Genomic DNA, 19,383 nt, shown 5'->3' on the forward strand with positions numbered 1-19,383 from the left:
AGAAGGCATCGTTTTCGATGCTGCCCATACATTGCCGGCATTGATATTTATTCCTTAAATTGTAATGATTTCAGTGGTACGGTGTATTCTGTTCTTTGATTACCACTGATGTCCCATGTCTCCATTTTAATTTCGGTATTCTTATCCTTCCAGTTAATAGTAATTAATCCAAAGTGATTATCCATTATGGGACCTTCAATTCTGTTTTTGTTGGGAGCTGCAAATTTCCAGGTAGAGGAAAGACCGCTTGAGGTAAAATCAAATATCGGATAAAAGTCTGTCTCTAGTTTGGATATCTCAGAATAATGAACATCTCCAGAAATAAATAGGACACCGTTCGCTTTTGTACTTTTAATCAAATCCAGCATTCGTTCCCTTTCATGAGGGAAGTTGGCCCATGCCTCATATCCATTCCATTCTATTCCAAATTGGGTTCCAGAGCCGATAATCTTTATATCTGAAGGAACTTGTAACTCTTTTTCCAACCAATTCCACTGTTCCTCACCTAATAATGTTGGAGTAGATTCTGTATGGGGAGCGTAGTCTTTCTTATAAAAATCATATCTTTTGTCATTGTCATATTCTCCCCCATATGGTTTCAAATCATCTCTAAAAGTCCTACCATCAAGTAATATTATTTGAAGCGTATTATCTCCATAATCATATAGATAAGAATGATATATGCCTTTATGTTTTCTCCTTTGCGAAGATTCCGGTTCTTCAAAGAAGTCAAGAAATATTTGTTTTGATTCTTCCTTATGCGAATAGGATTTTCCAATATCGTTCCATCCATAATCATGATCATCCCATGTGGCGATAATGGGCACCTGATTCTTTAGGTTTCTATAGGACTTTTTAGCGCCCAATAGTTGATACTTTGCTCGTAGCGTATCCATGCTTTTTGTATCACCATAGATATTATCACCTAAAAAAATAAACAAATCAGGGTTATGCCCGGTTATCGTATTGAATATAGGAAGTGGATGGTCTTCATGACCACAAGAGCCAAAGGCAATTTTTGTTGTTTTGAAATCGGTTTCGACTTTCGCTGAATCACTACATGAATAAAGGAACAGGAAAGAGATACATGTTACGGCTAATTTTGTTTTCATATTTATTGTGTTGTTGTTAACGGTCTCGGCCATGGGTGGTTGGGGATTTTTAGCCTTTAGCACCGACCTTTGTTTTATATTTTCATTTTATTGATTAAACCGCTGTTATTTGTACACGTTTCACCTGCCCACAGGTTTAAACATTTTATCCGGATAATCTATTGCTGTTTGTCTGTAAAGTAATCCCAAGCGGCTTTCGAAATATCGGATATCAATTTCTCAGAAGTTTCTAAGCTTTCTAAGGATTCAGTGACAAAAACGCTTATGCTAAAGTATTCCCCATTAGGTAAAAAGACAACTCCGATGTTGTTTACTGCAGCGGTTATCCCTGTTTCCTTATGAGCTCCTGACCAGCCTGTTTTATGCGCCACTGTTGTTTCCTTGGGCAATTGTCCCCTTAATCTGTTCTTTCCCGTTTTGGTCCCTTTCATTACATTCCATATAAAATCATAACTATCTTTAGAAAGTAAACCGTTTTTGTTTTCATAAAATGTTGCTAGGATCCTATTAGCTTCTTTTGGTGTTGTCCAATTTTGGAATTGTAAATCCCAATTATTCTGCATGGTTTCTTCATTTATCTTAACAGCAAAATCCTTAAAACCAAGATTCGAAAAGTAATTTTCAACAGCTTGAGGTTCTCCAAGCAGTCTTAACAAAGCATCACAGCCAACATTGTCGCTAAGGGCGACAGTATACTCTATGATTTCAGCTATGGTAAGTGTACCCCCTTCTGGATATTTTTTTCGTATCGGACTCCATAATCCAGGTAATAACTCACTTTTCTTGATGTCAATTTTTTGGTCAAGGGAAAGGTTGCCTTTATCTATTTCGGATAAAATTGTCAATGCAATTGGAAACTTGAATACGCTTTGCATTGGAAAGTGTCTTTGGCCATTGATACTGAGGGTGTCCTTAACTTCCATCCCATTAATTGCGACTCCAACAATTGCGTTTTTGGAATTTATAATACCCTCAATTTTCTGCCGTAATGTTTCAATTTTTTGAGAATATCCTTGTGTGAAAACTAGTAGGAGGATTAAAAATGTTAGTGGCGTTTTTTTTACCATAGTTTTTTTCTTTTGTTGTAATATCGAGGTTTCGTGAAGTATTGGTGCAGACTTTTCTAACTTACCGCACCTAAGGTGGCGGAAAATTTCTATTTGAGACTAAAGATAATTGATTACAAGAATTTCAGGGCCTGTGCTAAGCGAAATGAAGATATGGAAATTCCGACCACAATTAATTACGTATCCCCTAAATTTGAATCTGATTGGATTGTTTCTCTAAAATCAGAAATGGAAAGAAGTGAGGTAGGGTTATTAAATACCCTAAAACTAGATTTCGTCGACTATATTATTTGGAAAGGATTATTCCCCATGGTTGTCTTTCCATTCCTCTACTATTGCCGGTAGTTCCTCACCGTCTGCCACGAATATCAAGGAAGCTGAGTTCATGCAATAGCGTAATCCCGTCGGTGCGGGACCATCGTTAAATACGTGGCCAAGATGTGAACCACTCCCACTATCGACTACTTCCGTACGGACCATGCCATGACTTTTGTCAACAATCTCTTTTACGGCATTTTCATCAATTGGCTTGTAAAAGCTAGGCCATCCCGTGCCGGATTTATACTTGTGCTCGGAGCTGAACAAGGGCTGACCCGTAGCCGCCGAGTAATATGTCCCTTTTTTCTTATTATCCCAATAGGCCCCGGAAAAAGCATATTCCGTACCCTGCTGGCGCAGTATGTAAAATTGCTCATCCGAAAGGATTTTCTTCCACTCTTCATCCGTCTTTTGAATAGGGTACGAGGAATCGTCCCTTTTTGAGTCGGATTTAGTCTGGCAAGCCCCGGTGATATAAGCAAGGCTAAGAAGTAAAATAAGCGATAACCTCATAGTTTTTTCTTTTTCATTGAATACTTGGAAGGATATACCTTCTTTTTGGTAAAATTATGGATTAACTATGGAATTGTAGTATAAATCCTTTTCATAGGTCGTTTTGATAGGTAATACCTAACGCCACCTTGATTTGAGGCGGCCCAACGTTTCTAAAACAAAAATTTCAATTGACTAAAAACCTGACATATTCATTTTCAGCTTAACGCTCTTGCTTTCCATATAATTGGGCGATCATTTTTTTTAGTAAAACAATCTGCCCCAGATGATAGTAGGAGTGTTCGATCATACCTTCGATGTTTCTTCGGAAGTCGCCATAATCGGTATTCACAAATTCCGCATTCAGCTTTTCTTCCGACATATGTTCAACATGGTTTGCAAATTTTTCCGCATTTGAAAAGAGATCGGCTTTAAGGTCGTTCCATTCCTGTTCCGAATTCATTTTTGGGAGGTCAAAACTAAATTTATCCCGAATTTCTAGGTCACCTCCTTCAAAAACGTTCAATACCCCGGAAATATAATAGTTTAGGTGAAAGGTCAGTTGGGTAAGAGTATTCAAATCGGCTATTTGGGTCATGGCCTGTTCTAGGGTAACATCACTGAGTTGATCTTGCACGTTTGTATTTGCAATCCATTTTCCGTTCAGAATTACTTCCCTGAATCGATTCGCAAGCTGAATTGAAGACTTCATTTGGATTTTGGAAAATTGTTAGCCGATTTTAAAGCCTTTGTAAAGATAACTGATAGCCGGATTTTCTCCTTGGAAATCCGGCTATTAATTCATCATGTTCCTTGATGTGCCCTAGATTATTCTTTCGTGTATTTTGTAATATCGACTGTCCTGCTTGCTTCGTTGTTGTTTTTGACGGCATTGAGCATATCGTTTAGCACGGATTTTTCATAAAACCGCCCATTGACCATGACCGAGTTTATGCTTCGGGTGTTGACGATGTCCATTAGGGGATCCTTATCCAGTATAACTAGGTTGGCCTTGGCTCCTTTTTTGAGTACGCCTGTATTCTTACCTAGCCATTCACCAGGGGCACTTGTAACGGAGTGCAATACTTCGGCCGGGGACATGCCCGCCTCTCTTAAACTCACCAATTCACTATGTAGCGAAAAGCCGGGTACCGCACAGGGTACATTTGCATCGGTTCCCGCCAGTATTCTTACACCGTTTTCATTTAGGTTACGCAGTGTAATCCTGCATGCCTCGGCATAAGCGTTCCAAAAGATTTTTATTCGTTCCAACTGGGAGGGAGTAAAAGTTTCGACATCTAAGATTCGATACCGATTCACGGTCGGTAACCATCCCAGGCCGGGTATGTTTTCATCCCACTCGCTTAAACCAGGGTTTACATAGGTCAGTTCTACTTCACTTAAGATCTGGTCTATATTGAATTTTTGTTTTACAAAGCTTTCCATAAGCCATAGGGTGGTAGTTATGGCGATATCTTTTTCGGCCAACCTTGGCGCAAGTTCCCTGGTCTTTTTGTTCACAGCTGCTAGAAAATCATTGGCATCCGTTTGGTTCTTTATGCCATCAAATCCCCCATTTTCCCATAATATCGGTTTCATGAGTTCTTCCAAGTGGGCTACTTCCTCTTGGTTGGACATTAAAAAGTCCTCAAGGTCCACACTAAACGGAATATGGCCTATTACATCCAGATTGCTTTTTGGGGCGAGCGCATTTATGGACTTGTAACCGTCCGCATTTAATTGAGAATAAATCTTGATGCCATCATAACCCTTTTCTGCCATCTCCGCAACGAGCAATTTTGCCTCTTTTTCATTCTTGACCGATTCAAATCCTTGGGTCCAATTCATAAACCAGCCCTCAACTTTTCCAAAGCTCCCTATTCTTGGGGAGGCAATGTACATGTCCGGCCCGATCCGTTTCCCTTGCTCAATCTCTTGTCTCCATTGCAAATGAACTTCATCACCCATCATTTCTCGAATTTCCGTAACCCCATTGGCGATATATAGCAATAAGTCGTTAGGGCTCTTCAGCAAGTGTACGTGAGAGTCTATAAGGCCAGGGATTAAAAATTTATCTGCTCCGTCGATGATTTTTGCATCTTGGGAATGGTCTATAATTGAGTCAATGGAAACTATTAAGCCTTCTTTTACCAATACGGATTGATGGGGTACAAACCGTTTTCCATCTTGAGAAAGGACACTGATATTTTTGATCAAGACAGGATGTGCATCAAGGAGGAATTTATCAGTGACGACCTCCTCGGTAAGATCTCCATATATCCTCTTTATTTTGCGTTCTGAAAAATACCAAAGGAGTACGAATCCCACGGTTAGCATTACAAGAATGTATTTCCATATTTTTTTCCAATTCATAACATGCCTTTTTAAGTACCTAAGAAGATAATGCGAAGATGGTTTTCTAAGTTGACCAAAACCTGACACCTTTGTGACAAAATCATTTTTTGGTGATTCTTTTTCGAATTCTACTCAAGGATTGCCTTTCAATTCCCAGGAAGGAAGATAAATGTGTCAGGCTTACGCGATTCATCAATTCTGGATGTTCCTTAACGAATTTCAAATACCTTTCTTCTGCCGTATTGAATAGAAAGCCCTCAATGCGATCGTTTAGGATCGTGAGGGTCTGCTCGGCCATCAATCGACCGTATAATTGCCCGTTCGTGAACTTCTCGTAGCTTAACTGAATAGTGCTATAGGGTACACCAATGATTACGGAGGGCTCTATACATTGCAGAAAGTATTTGGTCGGCCTCTGTTTTATAAAGGCCGGATAATCTGTAAGATATTCGTTCTCCTTGGCAAAGCCCGTCGTTATTTGATTGCCTTTTTCATTGATGTAGTATCTGCGAACCAAGCCTTCGGAAATGAACCCCATTTCCTTTTGTACCTCACCCCGTTTTAGGAAAAAATCCCGTTTGCGATACTCCTTGATCTTGAGGTAAGGTCTTACATAATCAATTTCCTGAGGGGTAGAATGACTCAAATTTTTTAGGTAGGAATTAAGGTAGCTTTCATGGTTTTTCTTCATCATGTGTTTGGTGTGCCTGATTCTGTAATGACTTACATTGTTGTTTGTATGCAATTATGAGTAAAAGCTGGATAGCCCCTTGTGAGTATTACCTGCTATTTTCTTTGATTTCCTGTATCACTTCAGTGCTCACCCAGTAAATATCTTGATTACTGGTGTAAAATAGATATTTTCCGTCCTTGGTCACAAAGGGGCAATATTCATAATTTCTGGTATTTATCGCTTCACCCATATTTATGGCCTTTATCCAAGTGCCATCTTCGTCTTTAAAACTTATGTACAGATCTCCACGGCCAAATCCATTGTCGCGTGTGGAACAGAAAATGATGTAGGACTCGTCCGGTGAAACAAATACATCCGCTTCATAACTCTCCGTATTGATTTTATCGTTTAATACGACCGGTTTTTGATAGGTACCGTTTACATTTCTGGAAAAATAGATATCGTAGTCCGTTTTATTTGGATCTTGGCCGTTTGATGAAAAATATAGGGTACCATCCTTGGTAAAGGAAATATAGTATTCGTTTCCTTTTGTATTGATATTCGTGCCGGCATTGATGGGTTGCGACCATCCTTTTTTTTCTTTTTCGGCATACCAGATGTCCACGTCCTTTGGTTCCCCCACGCCGTCCAAGGCCCTTTTGGAAATAAAGTATAATCTGTTTTCATCATTGGAAAGAAAGGGGTCGTTGTAACCATATCGCTCATGCGAGAAAATGGTTTCGGGTTTACTCCATTGATCTTTTGTCATTTTGGAATACCGAATCTCACTTTTCCCGTTTACATCTACCCCGAAATAAAATTCGGTACCCTCCGTATTAAAAACAGAACCAAATTCCGATTCTTCGGTCGAGATAAAATTTGGGGCAAATATTTTCGGGATATGCCCTGGGGGTTGTTGTCCCATATATTCACCCTTCATAATAAAATTACGAACTTGGCTTTCATCAGCTCCCAGGGACAGCAGCAATTCATAGATTTCCTTGGCATCGACTCGCTTTGCTATTTCCAAGGGGGTACTTCCCCGTTTATTCTTGGTATTGCTATCGACCCCTAATCCTACTAATTTTTCAACGAACCGTTTATTCTTGTTTAATACGACACGTTCCAAGAGCGCCGTTCCGTAGTTTTTGACCCAAGAATTATCTACCTGTAATTTTTGAAGCCGATTAAAGGAATATTCATCGTTAAAGTTAACAGCCACGATCATAGGTGTCCGTCTTTCATTGTCCTCCAGGTTAGTATCGATTCCTTTTTCGATTAAATAGTCAAAAACTTCTTTTTTTTGGCAACCTATGGCCCAATGTAGTAGCGACCTGCCCCTATCATCTTGTAGATTAATATCTTGATGGGTAAGCAGTGAATCCAATTTGTCCAGATTTCCGCGGCAAGCTGTTCTGAATAGATTTTGGGCCGTAGCGGTGAAGCTTGTGAGGAGGAACAATAGGAGTATTATCTTGTTAGGGCTCATTTTTAAAACAATGGTTACAGTTTTATGATTTCGAGGGTGCCGTAAAACATGCTATACCCAGCCTAATTTACGTTTTTATCCCTTGTTATGGGTCAATTTAGGGAAGTTTGAGGATTGAGGTCACTTTACATCTTATTAAGGAGCCCTTGAAGACTTGCTATAAAAAAATAGGACTGTAATAAACAGTCCTATTTTTAGAAAAAGAATCTAAAAGTTTAATAAATATACGGCCGGGGATGGATTCTATTTTCCAATTGGCCTCCATAAGTCATGGCCTACGTTGGCTTTATAAAGGTGTCATACATCTGTTAACTTATTTCCTTGTCCGCGCCCCAGCCGGCCTCTGTACCAAAGGTCATGGTTCCCAAGGCGATTTCCGATACGCGCAATCCTGTATTTCCCAATAGTCTATAGTTCATCTTTTTAATTTTTAAGGTTACTAATCTTTATTTTAAATAATTTACGACTTCTGTCATGGCGGCCTGTACCGCATCTTCCTCAAAATACAATTGTTGTTGGTTGTATTCGTTTAGCCATTTAATATCCTTTTCCCCTTTGATCAACTCATAGAATTCTTTGGCTCCCTGTGGCACCGCACCGCTCTCGCTATGTACGATGAAAACGGGTTGTGCAATGTCCTTGCCTACAGAAATACCATCAAAGGTCAACCAGGGTTCCCAACTACTCACTGCAAAACGGTTATCGTATTTTGGCCCGGCGGCCTTGGCGGGACTCAGATAGTAATCAAAGGCACCTTGGGGAACATACATGGCACTTAGGGGATCTAGTTCACTGGCGGCCAGAACATATTTCATTATACCGGTTTCCGCATAACTCCGCCTTGCCTTTTTGGAAGCTTCCAGTAAACCATTAGTACCCCCGGGACGCATGTCATAGATAGTTTTTGCTATGGCCGGGTTGTGCAACCAAGGAGCTACCAGCACCAATTTTTTAATACGGGTATCTTGGGCTGTGGCATGCGCCATATACCCGGAACTGGCACAGACACCCAAGGCTGACAGCTCATTCATATCAATATTAGGATGGGTCTCCAAATAATCCACGGCCGCCTTGATATCCGCTATTTTTAGACGGTAATCCTCAACTTGCCTAGGCTCTCCTTCACTTTCTCCAAATCCGGTAAAATCAAAGGTCATGGTAACAAAACCGTCCTTGGCCATTACACTGGCATATTCGTCCGGCATCTGCTCCTTGATGCTTGTCCAACTTCCGGTGACGATGGCCGCTGGGTACTTTTGTGTAGCATCAAAGTTAGGTGGCAGAAATACATGCCCTTTTAGGTTTGCACCGTTACTATTAAAGGTTATTTCCTTTAGGGTTACCCCGCTATCCGTAGCGGCACCCGCTTGGTGTACGGAATAATGTGCAGGCTTTAATCCGGGCCATCCATTGAGGAGAATATTGGGATTGAAGTATTCCACAAAGTTCGTGATTTTATCATCTTTTAGGGTGAATATCCCCACGTAGCTATTATTGTAGGGTTTCCCCCCGTTGGTAGTGATAGTGCCCTGATACTTGGCTATGTATACATCAGGACTTTGAGTTGTGAAATATTCGATTTCATAGGACTGCTCATAACCCATTACGCCAGTATACTGATTTTTGATGGCGGCTATCCCCGTCAATTGTTTTGGAAAATTCCCCGGGGCAAAAGGCATTATCTGCGCTGCATCGGTGGTAAACGAGGATAGGACATTTTCCAATTTTCGGGCTTCAAGAGCTTCAAAGAAGTTTTGGATTGCAGTTATCTTTTGAGGGTCTGTCTTGGCGAAGGCATTGCTATTTCCTTCCTGAACGTGTTTTAGGGCCAATTGCGGTAACGAGGTATCACCGGCCTGATCATAGAGCGAGGCATCGATACGTGCCAATTTCCATGTCCCATTTTCCTTGATGTATTCGGTATCATAACCTACAAAGACGGTCCAATCCCTGTTTTCCAAATAATGTGCGGCGATACCGTCAAAAGTGGCCGTGGCCCGATTTCCCGCAATCCAAATCGCAAAGTTGTGTATCTGGTGTACGGTTCTGTCAAAACCAGGTAGTAATTGTTGCCAGCCGTTAACAATGGTGTCTGGGGTCTTAAATCCGGCGTCGCCGCCTAAAGAGGTATAATCTACGTATACCGAATCCGTCATAGTGGATTTTACGGTTTCCCAATCCCTCTGGTCTGTGGCACTAAAAAGATGTTCCGCTACAGTTTGGATGCTCGTCTTTTCGGTGGCCATTTCCATTTGTTTTGTCTCTGTTGTATTCATAACTTTTTCATTTTGATTTTTACTTTTTTGATTTCCATTCGTACAGGCCGATAATCCGATTATCAATCCTGTGAGTATCCATGTTTTCATAGTATTTCTTGTTTTTTTAATTTGATACCACAAAACTATGGGCGTTGGGAGCCTAGTGCAATACGGAATTCAAAGCAAGAAGTACGGAATTCAAACGGACTGTAAAAAAGGACAAAATTTATCCCTATTTCAAGGTCTTTCTATACTGTGAAGGGGTCATTTTCATTCTGCTTTTAAAGAAGTTTGCAAAGTGATTGGGATAATTGTAATACAGATCAAAGGCAATTTCCTTTACACTCTTATCGGTATGGGAAAGCTTGGATTTGGCCAGGTTCAAAACATGGGCGTAAATGATATCCGAAGCCGATTGATCTGTAATTCGTTTCACGATTGCGTTAAAATGATTGGGATGTAAATTCAATTGTTCGGCATAATACCGTACCTGGCTGGGCAAAGCTTTGGGATAGCGTTGGCCGGGATGAAAGGCAAGGTCCAATTGGGTCTTAAAACGACTGACCACGGACAGGTCTTGGGAGCGTTGCGCTGTAGTTACCGAGGACTTGTCCACGGAATAGTCGTAAAGTCGTGCCACCTTGTGCAGCGCAATGTGGACGTAGTGTCTAATAATTTTTTCGGCATTGGTCTTATTGGAGCGATGCTCTTTATACATATCCTCAAAAAGATCCACAAATAGCTGGGCATCCCTTTCGCTTATTTCCATGGGAATGGTATTGTCTATAAGCAGAAATGGAAACGTTTCCGTTATACGTTTTCTGGAAAGGGCCCCACGATAGAAGTCTTCTGAAAAAATAATGTAGAAACCTTCCCAGTTGGGCGCTATATCCCACTGTATGATTTGGTAGGGCGAGTTAAAAAATAGCGTGGCCTTTTTGTTTTCCGTGGAATAGTTTCCCGATTTAGCGTATCCGCCACCGTCCAGTTTAAGGGCTAAGGCATAAAATTCATGCTTAAAAGGAGGCATTTGCGACTTTACCTCGCCCATATTCTCCTCAAAACTGCGGATATCGAAGGAATCCCACCTTGGTCCTGAAATACCTATGCCTTTACAATAGGCATCTAATGTTGAAAAGTGCTGCATTGCCCTAAAAATACTTTGAGGGTATAAAGTACTAAAGAATCACAAATCGAAATAAGGTCGGACACAACTATTTTTGATGGGGAAAAGCTAGCTGCAGTACCTGAAATTAAATAAGTTTCCTTCTTTCTTATTCTCGAGGATGCAGCAATGCCGAGATACGACAACTGTTTCCTCACCACAACATCTTTTGGTTTCACAACAAAAGGAGACTTTTGAACTGCATTTCATCGATTAATTTTGTACTTTTTCCAAAAACATAACTTTTTTGTAAGTAAATTCTGTACAAAATTAGATTTTGCCCTTAGTATCAGAACCTATATTTTTTAGCCTATGCAAAAACTTTTCTACCTCGTACTAGTTTTAACATGTACTTCTGCAACACTTTTTGCCGGGGTCTCCAAAAAAGAGAAGGAAATACTTATCGATTTTTACAAGAGTACCCAAGGCGAAAACTGGATGGTCAACTGGGATTTATCCAAGCCGGTTTCTACCTGGAATGGTGTGGAAGTAAAGAACGGCAAAGTGGTATCCCTTTCACTTTTTAACAATAACCTTGGAGGAACCTTGCCCCTTTCCTTAGGCAAATTGAAGCATCTGGAAGTATTGAACCTGGCCTTTAACCATATAGGCGGAACCATTCCGGAGAGCATTACGCTTTTAAAGGAGTTAAAAGTGCTACGCTTGGGAAAGAACCACTTTACAGGCACCATACCTGTGGCAATAGGAACTCTTTCAAATTTGGAGGTATTGGATCTATTTGACAATACACTTTCGGGAGAAATACCCGAGGGATTGGGAAAGTTGAAAAAAATGAAATGGCTCTATCTCTCGAACAACGAATTAAGAGGTTCGCTTCCTGAGGAACTAGGGAACATGGAATCCCTGGAACGTTTGGAACTTTCTGACAACCATATAAAAGGAGGTATTCCGAAGGACATGGCCAAGCTTAAAAACCTCAATACCCTGGTCCTTTCGGAAAATGAATTTTCCGGTAGAATTCCTGAAGGTATTTTATCATTACCACAACTTGCACAATTACAGCTTCAACGTAATTTTTTGGATGCCTTCGACCTTAAGGACATCAATACTATGCGGGAAAGTTTAGCCATTTTCGATTTTGACGGAAACGGCCAAGACTTCAAAAAGAGAGATTTTAGGCACTTTACTCCGGATGCAGAAATTGGTACTGCGGACACCAAGTTTGAGGATGTAGAAGACTAGGGAACCTTCTTTTTGTTAAGTAGTATTTATAATGGCGAATATCTCCTTTGCTTCATAATCAGGGGCAAATCTATTATTTAAAGAATACTCCTAGAGCTCCAAGCTTGAGAGCAACACTCAAAAATACTTCAGAAAATTAAGAAATCATTTATACTTGAAGACGTATAACTCACGTTTTAAATAAGAGGATTCGCTCAAATTATAAAATGAAAACAACATGTTCTTTTTGTTTTACAATAAAAAACAAAGGGTTTGCAACAAGTATTTTCTTATCGCTCTTTGCTCTTTTACCTTGTAATCCAAATTCATAAAACTACACAGCAATGTACTCAGAAATTTATTTAGTGGACGATTTAGAAATGACAAACCTAATGCATCAAGTGCTTTTAAGACAGCTTAATCTGGAGGATAAGGTAAAGTCCTTTACAAATCCGGAAGAAGCTTTGGACGATTTGCGATTTAACAAATCAAACATGGCACCAAAACTGGTATTATTGGATATCAATATGCCGGAAATGAACGGGTTCGAATTTTTGGAATTCATGGCCTTAGAGGAATTTCCATTGAATATTGATGTCATAATGGTGACCTCTTCTACAGCGTATGCGGATAAAATCCTAGCGGAAAAATATCCTCAGTTTGTAAAGGGCTTTGTTCAAAAACCCTTACAAATTGAAAACTTGGTCGAGATTATGACCGGATCTTACTCCCTATAATCTTCTTGAAAATCATATTCCTCTTGGAAGTATGTTGTTCCGCATCATTTTTTGATACCGAGCAATAGCAGGGAATCTCCTTGCTCAAATTCGGCATAACTTTCAATAGAAAGTATCTTAAAGTGCTGCCCAAAGACTTCTGTAAGACTTTTTTCGGTGTGATACTTTACAAAAAGACCCTTAAAAATTTCTAAATCTTCCCCTTTCCAAAAGGAATGACAGATTACACCTTGGGTATTCAAAACTTCATATTGCCTTTTGATCGAATCAACTAATTCATGGTCATTTAGGTGGTGCAATACCTTGTTCGAATATATACCATCAAACTTTTTATTAGTCTGTAGTGTAATTGCATCGAGCTCTAGGAATTTTCCGTTCGGATTTTCAGCCCTCAAGTGATTTAAAAACTCAAGGGAGTTATCAGATCCCACAACCTGAAAGGATTTATTCAAGATTTTCCAATCCGTTCCTGGACCTGAACCTATTTCTAATAAAGTGGATTTCGGAGCTAAGGCTCGTTCAAGTTTTTCAATAAGTTGTCTCCCATTAACATCCTTTGCCAAACGGATGTATTCCTCAACGGATTCTTTGGTTTTATAATATTCTCTTTCCATCCCTATTTTGAATCCCCTTGTATGCTAGTTTCAATCGCTTAACCAGGTTCTGCTAATTTTTCTTACGTAAAGATAGAATTTGCCCAATACTTGCCAAATGCGAGAGGAATACAATAGGAACGATAACCGTTGGAAGCCAGACCAATGGAAAATAGGTCACCCCAATGTTCGGTTGATCAAAAGCCATTTTTTGAATCGGTGTTTGCGCACTTAGAACGGCAATGGTGAGGATATTCAGTAGTAAGCCTAAACAAATTATGTTCCAAAACAAAAGACCATTGACCCCCACTTTCTTCTTTACAAAAACCAAATAATACAGTATAGGCGCCGAGAGTCCGGAAAGAATATCAAAATTATAGCCTTCAAAGGTCATCGATTCCGGGACTAGACCTTCTAGAAATACAAAGTACAATACCAATTCAACCGGTACCCTGATGCAATGTAACAGTGTTAGCCATTTTAAATCCAGGTTGCCCATAAACCTTTTGCCTTTTTTGGCCCTGGACAGTAACAGAACAAAAAGAAGTACCGGCCCTAATAGGAAAATAAACCGGGGAGGCGAAGCATTCAGTTTTTGATAAAAACCATTTAGACCTAGAATGCCGACGATACTACTCCATATAAGGATAAATAGTATCACCCTTCTATTTCCTGATGCCTTAAAAAATAACCAGATAGTAGCTATGGTGGTAAGAATAAACCCAATTGTTATGAAAACTGATATTTCTGCCATCTCTTGATTTTAAGGCAAAGTTCCGATGAAATTCATAGTTGTCAATTGACAAAAGGCAAGAAATGGGAATGGTTACATTTTTTTTCGCAACCGGCTTAGCGTGCTGTCCGTTATACCGAGATAAGAGGCTACATATTTTAAGGGTGAGTGCTGCAAAATCTTGGGTCTTGAAAGTAATAGATCTTGATAGCGTTGCTCGGCGGTACGGTTGATCATCCCATAATTTCTTTTTTTAGAGGAGATGAATTCCTTTACCAGGATGGCCCGGCCAAAATCCCTAAACGCGACTTTATTGTGAAAAAGAGTGTTGAGTTCCTTATACGAAATCCTGAACCCAGAACAATCCGTAATCGCTTGAATGTTTGCCTCTGATGGAATACGATTGAAGAACGAGGTGACCTCAAAAACTATGTTGTTCTCGATAAAGAAATCCGTGGTTATTTCGTCACCCTTTAAATCGTACAAAAAAGTACGCATCAAGCCTTGTTGGAGGTAGAAATAATCATCGCTGGTTTGATTTTCCTTCACTAGAAGTTCCCCTTTTTTAAGCTGCAATTGATGGAAGGAGTTGGCAATCTCTAAAGCATCTTCCCGGGAAATGGGAACAATATTTTGGATGAAGTTTATGAGCAAGTCCCGGTTTTTATCCATTTGTCCGCAATTTTCATGATATTTCCCCTAAACCTATGCTATTGATTTAAATGGGATACGCACTACTATTTTTAATATCAAATTCATTGAGAAAAGTTGGTTTAAGCAAACAAATCCAAGATAGGTTCTCCCTGCCCATCCGGAGTGGTATAGAAAGGTCTTCCTTCTATAACATAGTTTGTTTCAGGATGTATGCCCAAAGCGTGGTATATGGATTGATGTACCTGATCGATTACCACAGTATTTTCTATGGAGGAGCAGGGTCTTTCATCCGCCGTTTTCCCGTAGACAAGACCTTTCTTTATTCCGCCTCCCCATAGTAATATGGAACTACCGTCCGTAAAATGTCTATGCATTCCATAGAATCTTTCATCCTCGATGATATCCGGTTGATCCACCTGATCTTTTACTTTTTTTCCTGGGCGACCCTCGAGCAGGGCATCCCGGCTAAATTCACTGGCCAATACGATAAGGGTCCTTTCCAAATGCCCCGATTCATCCAAATCTTTAACGAGTTGGGCTATAGGACCGTCTATGAGTTCCTTCATTTTTACTACCCTGGTATGTCCATTTTCATGGGTGTCCCATCCAAGAAATGGCTCATATTCCGTAGAAACGCTAACAAACCTAGCTCCGTTCATGGCCAATCTTTTGGCAGTCAAACATCCCAAACCAAATCTACCGGTATTATAAATATCATACTTCTCCTTGGGTTCCTGGGTAAGATCGAATACTTGGGCTTCGGGGGAATTCAACAACCTATAGGACTGCTCCATGGACCGCATCAAGGATTCTCTCTGATAATCACTGCCTTGTTCCATTATGGCGTTCTTATTGGCCAATTCAGTATAGAGTTTATATCTCGCTTCGAACCTTTTAAGGGACATCCCTTGCGGGGGTCTTACGCTATCAAGCCCACTTGAGGGATCCGGAATCAAAAACGGGCCGTATTCGCTACCTAGAAAACCGGCAGAATGAAAAGCCTTTAATTCCTCCCCTTCTCCTACGGTAAAACGTTGGCCCATGGCAATAAAAGGAGGGATAACCGGATTTACCGCCCCCAATTCCTTGGCAATCCAAGCCCCGATGTGCGGGGCTTGAACAGATTGGGGCGGTTCATAACAGGTATGCCAGTGATACTGATGACGTGTATGAAGGATATGCCCTAGATCAGCGGATTTATAAGATCGAATAATGGCTCCCTTGTCCATAACGCTACCGATGGACTCAAGCCCTTCGGAAAAATACAGACCATCCACAACCGTTGGCACTTTTGGAAATGTACTTAAGACCCGTTTGCTCTCCACTCCCTTTTCGTACGGTGCGTAGGCTTTGGGATCGAATGTTTCGGTATGGGCCATGCCACCGGCCATCCACAGAAGGATTACGGTATCCGCCTTAGAAGTAATCGTTGGGGCCGAGGTACATGAACTCAGAAAACTGGCCGTGGGAATACTTGTGGCCGCCGCTGCCAGGCTGGCCGCTCCCATTTTCTTCATAAACTCCCTACGTGAATTTTCCATATGCTCTTCCATAACCTTTAAATTCTTAATAGATGAACTGAAATTCAGGTAAAAGCAAAGTGGCCCAAAACAGGTCTTGTACCGCTTCTTTATCCGGTGAATTCCCCAAGGTAGCAACCATAATACCCTTTTCTTCTTTTGTGGGCTTTCGACCAAGGGATTTGAGATATAAGGAAGTTACCATATTTTCTGTATTCGTGTCATGTTCCGCTAACCAAGAGCTTGCACCTTCTTCCAACACCTTGTTGAAATATGCCCCATTAGTGAGTTCAAGAGCTTGCAATAAGGTAGCCTGGTCATCCCGGGAGGTGGCTACATTTTCCCTGCTCGGGCGTCCCAGGGCCTTCATAAAGGGATGTTGCCTTACCAGACTTGCACGGGCAAAAGAAGGGATACTGTCCCCGAATTTGAAATCCAATAACCTATCCCAATGTTTGGAGCCATAATTCCGTACCGCTTTCCAATGCCCATCATCGAATGCTGTATCCCTCCAATCCTTATCCGGAGGTACGTCCGTACTTTTCCAATCTTGACCGTTACCGGATTCTACGATGGTCTCCAGATTATCCTCTTGATGGATTTTCATCCTGAACAAGATTCCGGCCGGGTTGGCTATATTCCCTTCATTGGTCCCCTCAATGGCTATTGTATTCTTTCCGGGATTCAAGAAATTTGTTACATCCAGTTTATCTACTTTTTTCCAATCCGTGCCCATGGAAACCTTTTGGCCATTTAGATAAAATGCATAGGAATGATCTACCGAAATCAGGGCATCTGCTTTAACAACTTCTTTACGGGCCAAAGAGAATGTGTGGCGGAAATATCGTTTTCCCGGATCAGGGAGTACATCCCGATCGGATTTTATTTCCCTATGCCAAATTCTATTGGGGGAGCTATCCATTCCGGATGGGTCATAAGCCGCAGCGTAGTACGCCGGAGCTATGATCTGGCTAACGGCATCCGCAAACTGTTCGGCGCTCATGCGTCGGATCACTGGGCCATTAAATACGTATTGAGCTGATTTTATTTGTTCCAGTTTTTTATAACTTACAGCCGGGAGCTGATAGGTTTTTGAAGTCATGATGGTCTTTATCAACTGTTTCAGATTATGCCCTGAATCAATGAAATCTGCTGCTAACCAGTCAAGCAAAGCCCCGTCCCAAGGGGTATTATCCATCTCGTCCACCGGCTCTATGATGCCCCTTCCCATAAGTCTTTCCCAAATTCTATTGGTAATAGTTCGGTACAGCCGCCCGTTCTCAGGTTTTACGATAAGTTCTGAAAGTTTTGATAAGCGCTCGCCCAAGCTATCCGCTTCCACCGATCCCAACTCTGGATACAGAAAATTGACCTTGGCCATTTTTCCGATGGGCTTGTCACATCTGTTCAGTTCCAATACCGAATCGGCAAATATGGAGGCGAAGCCATACGCCTGATCTAGGGTTAAGTTACTTACAAAGCTGTTATGACATGAAGCACATTTAACATTTACTCCCATTAGGGATTGACCGATATTCTGGGCAGCCTGCATCTCGGTCCGTTGACTGGCATTGACCACCCCACGCCATTTTATGCCCTTAATGAACCCTTCGGATTCGGGGGTTGGATCTACCAATTCCTTGACCATGGTGTCGTAGGGCTTATTTTCCAATAGGGATTTGTAGAGCCAATCGGTGATTTGTTTCCTTCCACCTGTAATAAAACCGGTCCCCGAATAATCGTTCCGTAGTAGGTCATTCCAAAAACTCAACCAGTGTTGGGTGTAATTATGGGTATCGTTTAACAGGCTATCGATCAGTCTACTTCGTTTGTTCGGATCTAAATTGGTCACAAATCGGTCAATTGACCCGGGTTGGGGAAGTAGGCCTACAATGTCCAAATAGGATCTCCGTATAAACGTTTTATCATCTACTACTTGTGGCCAGTCAACAGCATTTTTTTCAAAATATGCAGTCACTAACTTATCTATGGGGTGTTCTTCCCCTGTCGATTTTGGTAAATCCGGTTTGGTCAAGGCAAGTGGTGCCTCTGGGAATACTTTAAGCGCACGATCGGACCAATGGGCGCCTTTTTCGATCCATAACCGGATCAGGGCAATTTCATTGTCCTTCAATACCTTTCCCTTTTTAGGCATTACCCCATCCGCATTGGGAGGCAGGGTTATTCTTCTATAGATTTCGCTTTCCTTGGGTTTTCCCGCAACAATCACTGCTCCGGATTCTCCTCCCTTAAAAACCCCTCTTTTGTTTTCCAGGACCAGTTCCCCCTTTTGTTTGTTTTCACTGTGGCATTGATAGCAGTTATGAGCAAAAATGGCTCGTACTTCCAAGTTAAGGTCGTCCAAATCGGTTTCCGATAAGGAATCCAATTGGTGCAATTGGGCCAATAATGCCTCTGCCTTGCTATCGTCATAAGAATCCCGGTTTCCAGGTAGGGCACTGGACAAAAAATCCTCGCCATGGGTAAGACTGGCACCCAAATGACCGGTAATAGAAAGGGAAATAACCGATACTATTAAAACGGATCTGTAGGCCAGATAATTCTTAAGTTTTCCCGATACCGTCTGCCGCAAGAGGAAGGCGGTAATAACACTTAGTACTGCTGTTAGTATGCCCAAATTCTGATGTAGCTGTACCAGCTCTCCGGAGTAATCATCGAACGTACGGAGCAACCACCCAAGGATTGTCGCTAATACGGCAAAAAACGTTCCAATGTATATCATCCAATTGATTCCTTCCCTAAGCCCGGAGCGCTTTCCTTTTACCGTAAGTACTTCCAAAAACAGGGCAACCACCAATAATCCTATGGGAAAATGGACCACCAAGGGATGTAGCCGACCCAATACTTGAAGCACCCAAGCCCATACATTTTCTTCCATGTTTGAAAATAAGCATATTTTTTATGGAATCCCATTGAGATATATGTTGCGTACTATTTGAAAAGGATTTGCTAAGGGTTTTAACATATTCAATGGGCTTTTTAAGTAGATAAGAGGACCTAGGTTACCTGCTAGG

The 19,383-nt window shown here is 41.2% G+C and carries 16 protein-coding genes; 2 read left to right on the plus strand and 14 right to left on the minus strand.

Features of this window, described 5'->3' with window-relative positions:
- Positions 1–47: 47 nt before the first annotated feature.
- From ACP2AF_RS00860 to ACP2AF_RS00900, 9 genes are all read right to left on the minus strand, one after another.
- Positions 48–1,112 (minus strand): alkaline phosphatase D family protein, encoded by a 1,065-nt coding sequence (locus ACP2AF_RS00860; RefSeq protein WP_425234354.1) that lies wholly within the window; start codon positions 1,110–1,112, stop codon positions 48–50.
- Between the two features lie 158 nt (positions 1,113–1,270).
- Complete coding sequence (gene bla / locus ACP2AF_RS00865; protein ID WP_425234355.1) at positions 1,271–2,179, minus strand: class A beta-lactamase, subclass A2; 909 nt, start codon at positions 2,177–2,179, stop codon at positions 1,271–1,273.
- A 300-nt stretch (positions 2,180–2,479) separates the two neighbouring features.
- A complete protein-coding gene (gene msrB / locus ACP2AF_RS00870; protein ID WP_425234356.1) occupies positions 2,480–3,010 on the minus strand; it encodes a peptide-methionine (R)-S-oxide reductase MsrB in 531 nt (176 codons plus the stop codon).
- A gap of 202 nt (positions 3,011–3,212) precedes the next feature.
- Complete coding sequence (locus ACP2AF_RS00875) at positions 3,213–3,701, minus strand: DUF1572 domain-containing protein (protein WP_425234357.1); 489 nt, start codon at positions 3,699–3,701, stop codon at positions 3,213–3,215.
- A 116-nt stretch (positions 3,702–3,817) separates the two neighbouring features.
- Positions 3,818–5,362, minus strand: a complete 1,545-nt coding sequence (locus ACP2AF_RS00880; protein ID WP_425234358.1) for an amidohydrolase family protein — start codon at positions 5,360–5,362, stop codon at positions 3,818–3,820.
- A gap of 82 nt (positions 5,363–5,444) precedes the next feature.
- Positions 5,445–6,038 carry a Crp/Fnr family transcriptional regulator gene (locus ACP2AF_RS00885; protein WP_425234359.1) on the minus strand — a complete coding sequence of 198 codons (594 nt, stop codon included), beginning with the start codon at positions 6,036–6,038 and terminating at the stop codon, positions 5,445–5,447.
- Positions 6,039–6,123: 85 nt separating this feature from the next.
- On the minus strand, positions 6,124–7,506 hold the full coding sequence (locus ACP2AF_RS00890; RefSeq protein ID WP_425234360.1) for an ankyrin repeat domain-containing protein: 1,383 nt from the start codon (positions 7,504–7,506) through the stop codon (positions 6,124–6,126).
- A 446-nt stretch (positions 7,507–7,952) separates the two neighbouring features.
- On the minus strand, positions 7,953–9,872 hold the full coding sequence (locus ACP2AF_RS00895) for a nuclear transport factor 2 family protein (protein WP_425234361.1): 1,920 nt from the start codon (positions 9,870–9,872) through the stop codon (positions 7,953–7,955).
- A 124-nt stretch (positions 9,873–9,996) separates the two neighbouring features.
- On the minus strand, positions 9,997–10,911 hold the full coding sequence (locus ACP2AF_RS00900) for a helix-turn-helix domain-containing protein (RefSeq protein ID WP_425234362.1): 915 nt from the start codon (positions 10,909–10,911) through the stop codon (positions 9,997–9,999).
- A gap of 330 nt (positions 10,912–11,241) precedes the next feature.
- On the opposite strand from ACP2AF_RS00900, the gene ACP2AF_RS00905 reads away from it, so the two are divergent.
- Positions 11,242–12,132 (plus strand): leucine-rich repeat domain-containing protein, encoded by an 891-nt coding sequence (locus tag ACP2AF_RS00905; RefSeq protein WP_425234363.1) that lies wholly within the window; start codon positions 11,242–11,244, stop codon positions 12,130–12,132.
- Positions 12,133–12,455: 323 nt separating this feature from the next.
- On the plus strand, positions 12,456–12,848 hold the full coding sequence (locus ACP2AF_RS00910; RefSeq protein WP_425234364.1) for a response regulator: 393 nt from the start codon (positions 12,456–12,458) through the stop codon (positions 12,846–12,848).
- Between the two features lie 44 nt (positions 12,849–12,892).
- Here ACP2AF_RS00910 and ACP2AF_RS00915 read toward each other — a convergent pair whose 3' ends face one another.
- The 5 genes from ACP2AF_RS00915 to ACP2AF_RS00935 form a co-directional block, all read right to left on the minus strand.
- The gene (locus ACP2AF_RS00915) at positions 12,893–13,462 is read right to left on the minus strand and encodes a class I SAM-dependent methyltransferase (protein WP_425234365.1); all 570 of its coding nucleotides are present in this window, start codon (positions 13,460–13,462) and stop codon (positions 12,893–12,895) included.
- A 52-nt stretch (positions 13,463–13,514) separates the two neighbouring features.
- The gene (locus ACP2AF_RS00920; RefSeq protein ID WP_425234366.1) at positions 13,515–14,195 is read right to left on the minus strand and encodes a hypothetical protein; all 681 of its coding nucleotides are present in this window, start codon (positions 14,193–14,195) and stop codon (positions 13,515–13,517) included.
- A gap of 72 nt (positions 14,196–14,267) precedes the next feature.
- Positions 14,268–14,846 (minus strand): Crp/Fnr family transcriptional regulator, encoded by a 579-nt coding sequence (locus tag ACP2AF_RS00925; RefSeq protein ID WP_425234367.1) that lies wholly within the window; start codon positions 14,844–14,846, stop codon positions 14,268–14,270.
- Positions 14,847–14,947: 101 nt separating this feature from the next.
- Positions 14,948–16,381, minus strand: coding sequence for a DUF1501 domain-containing protein (locus ACP2AF_RS00930; RefSeq protein WP_425234368.1), 1,434 nt, complete (start codon positions 16,379–16,381; stop codon positions 14,948–14,950).
- A 13-nt stretch (positions 16,382–16,394) separates the two neighbouring features.
- Positions 16,395–19,247, minus strand: a complete 2,853-nt coding sequence (locus ACP2AF_RS00935; RefSeq protein WP_425234369.1) for a DUF1549 domain-containing protein — start codon at positions 19,245–19,247, stop codon at positions 16,395–16,397.
- Positions 19,248–19,383 lie beyond the last annotated feature (136 nt).

It is taken from the genome of Ulvibacterium sp. (assembly GCF_965248315.1).
In the GTDB taxonomy this organism is placed as follows: domain Bacteria; phylum Bacteroidota; class Bacteroidia; order Flavobacteriales; family Flavobacteriaceae; genus Ulvibacterium.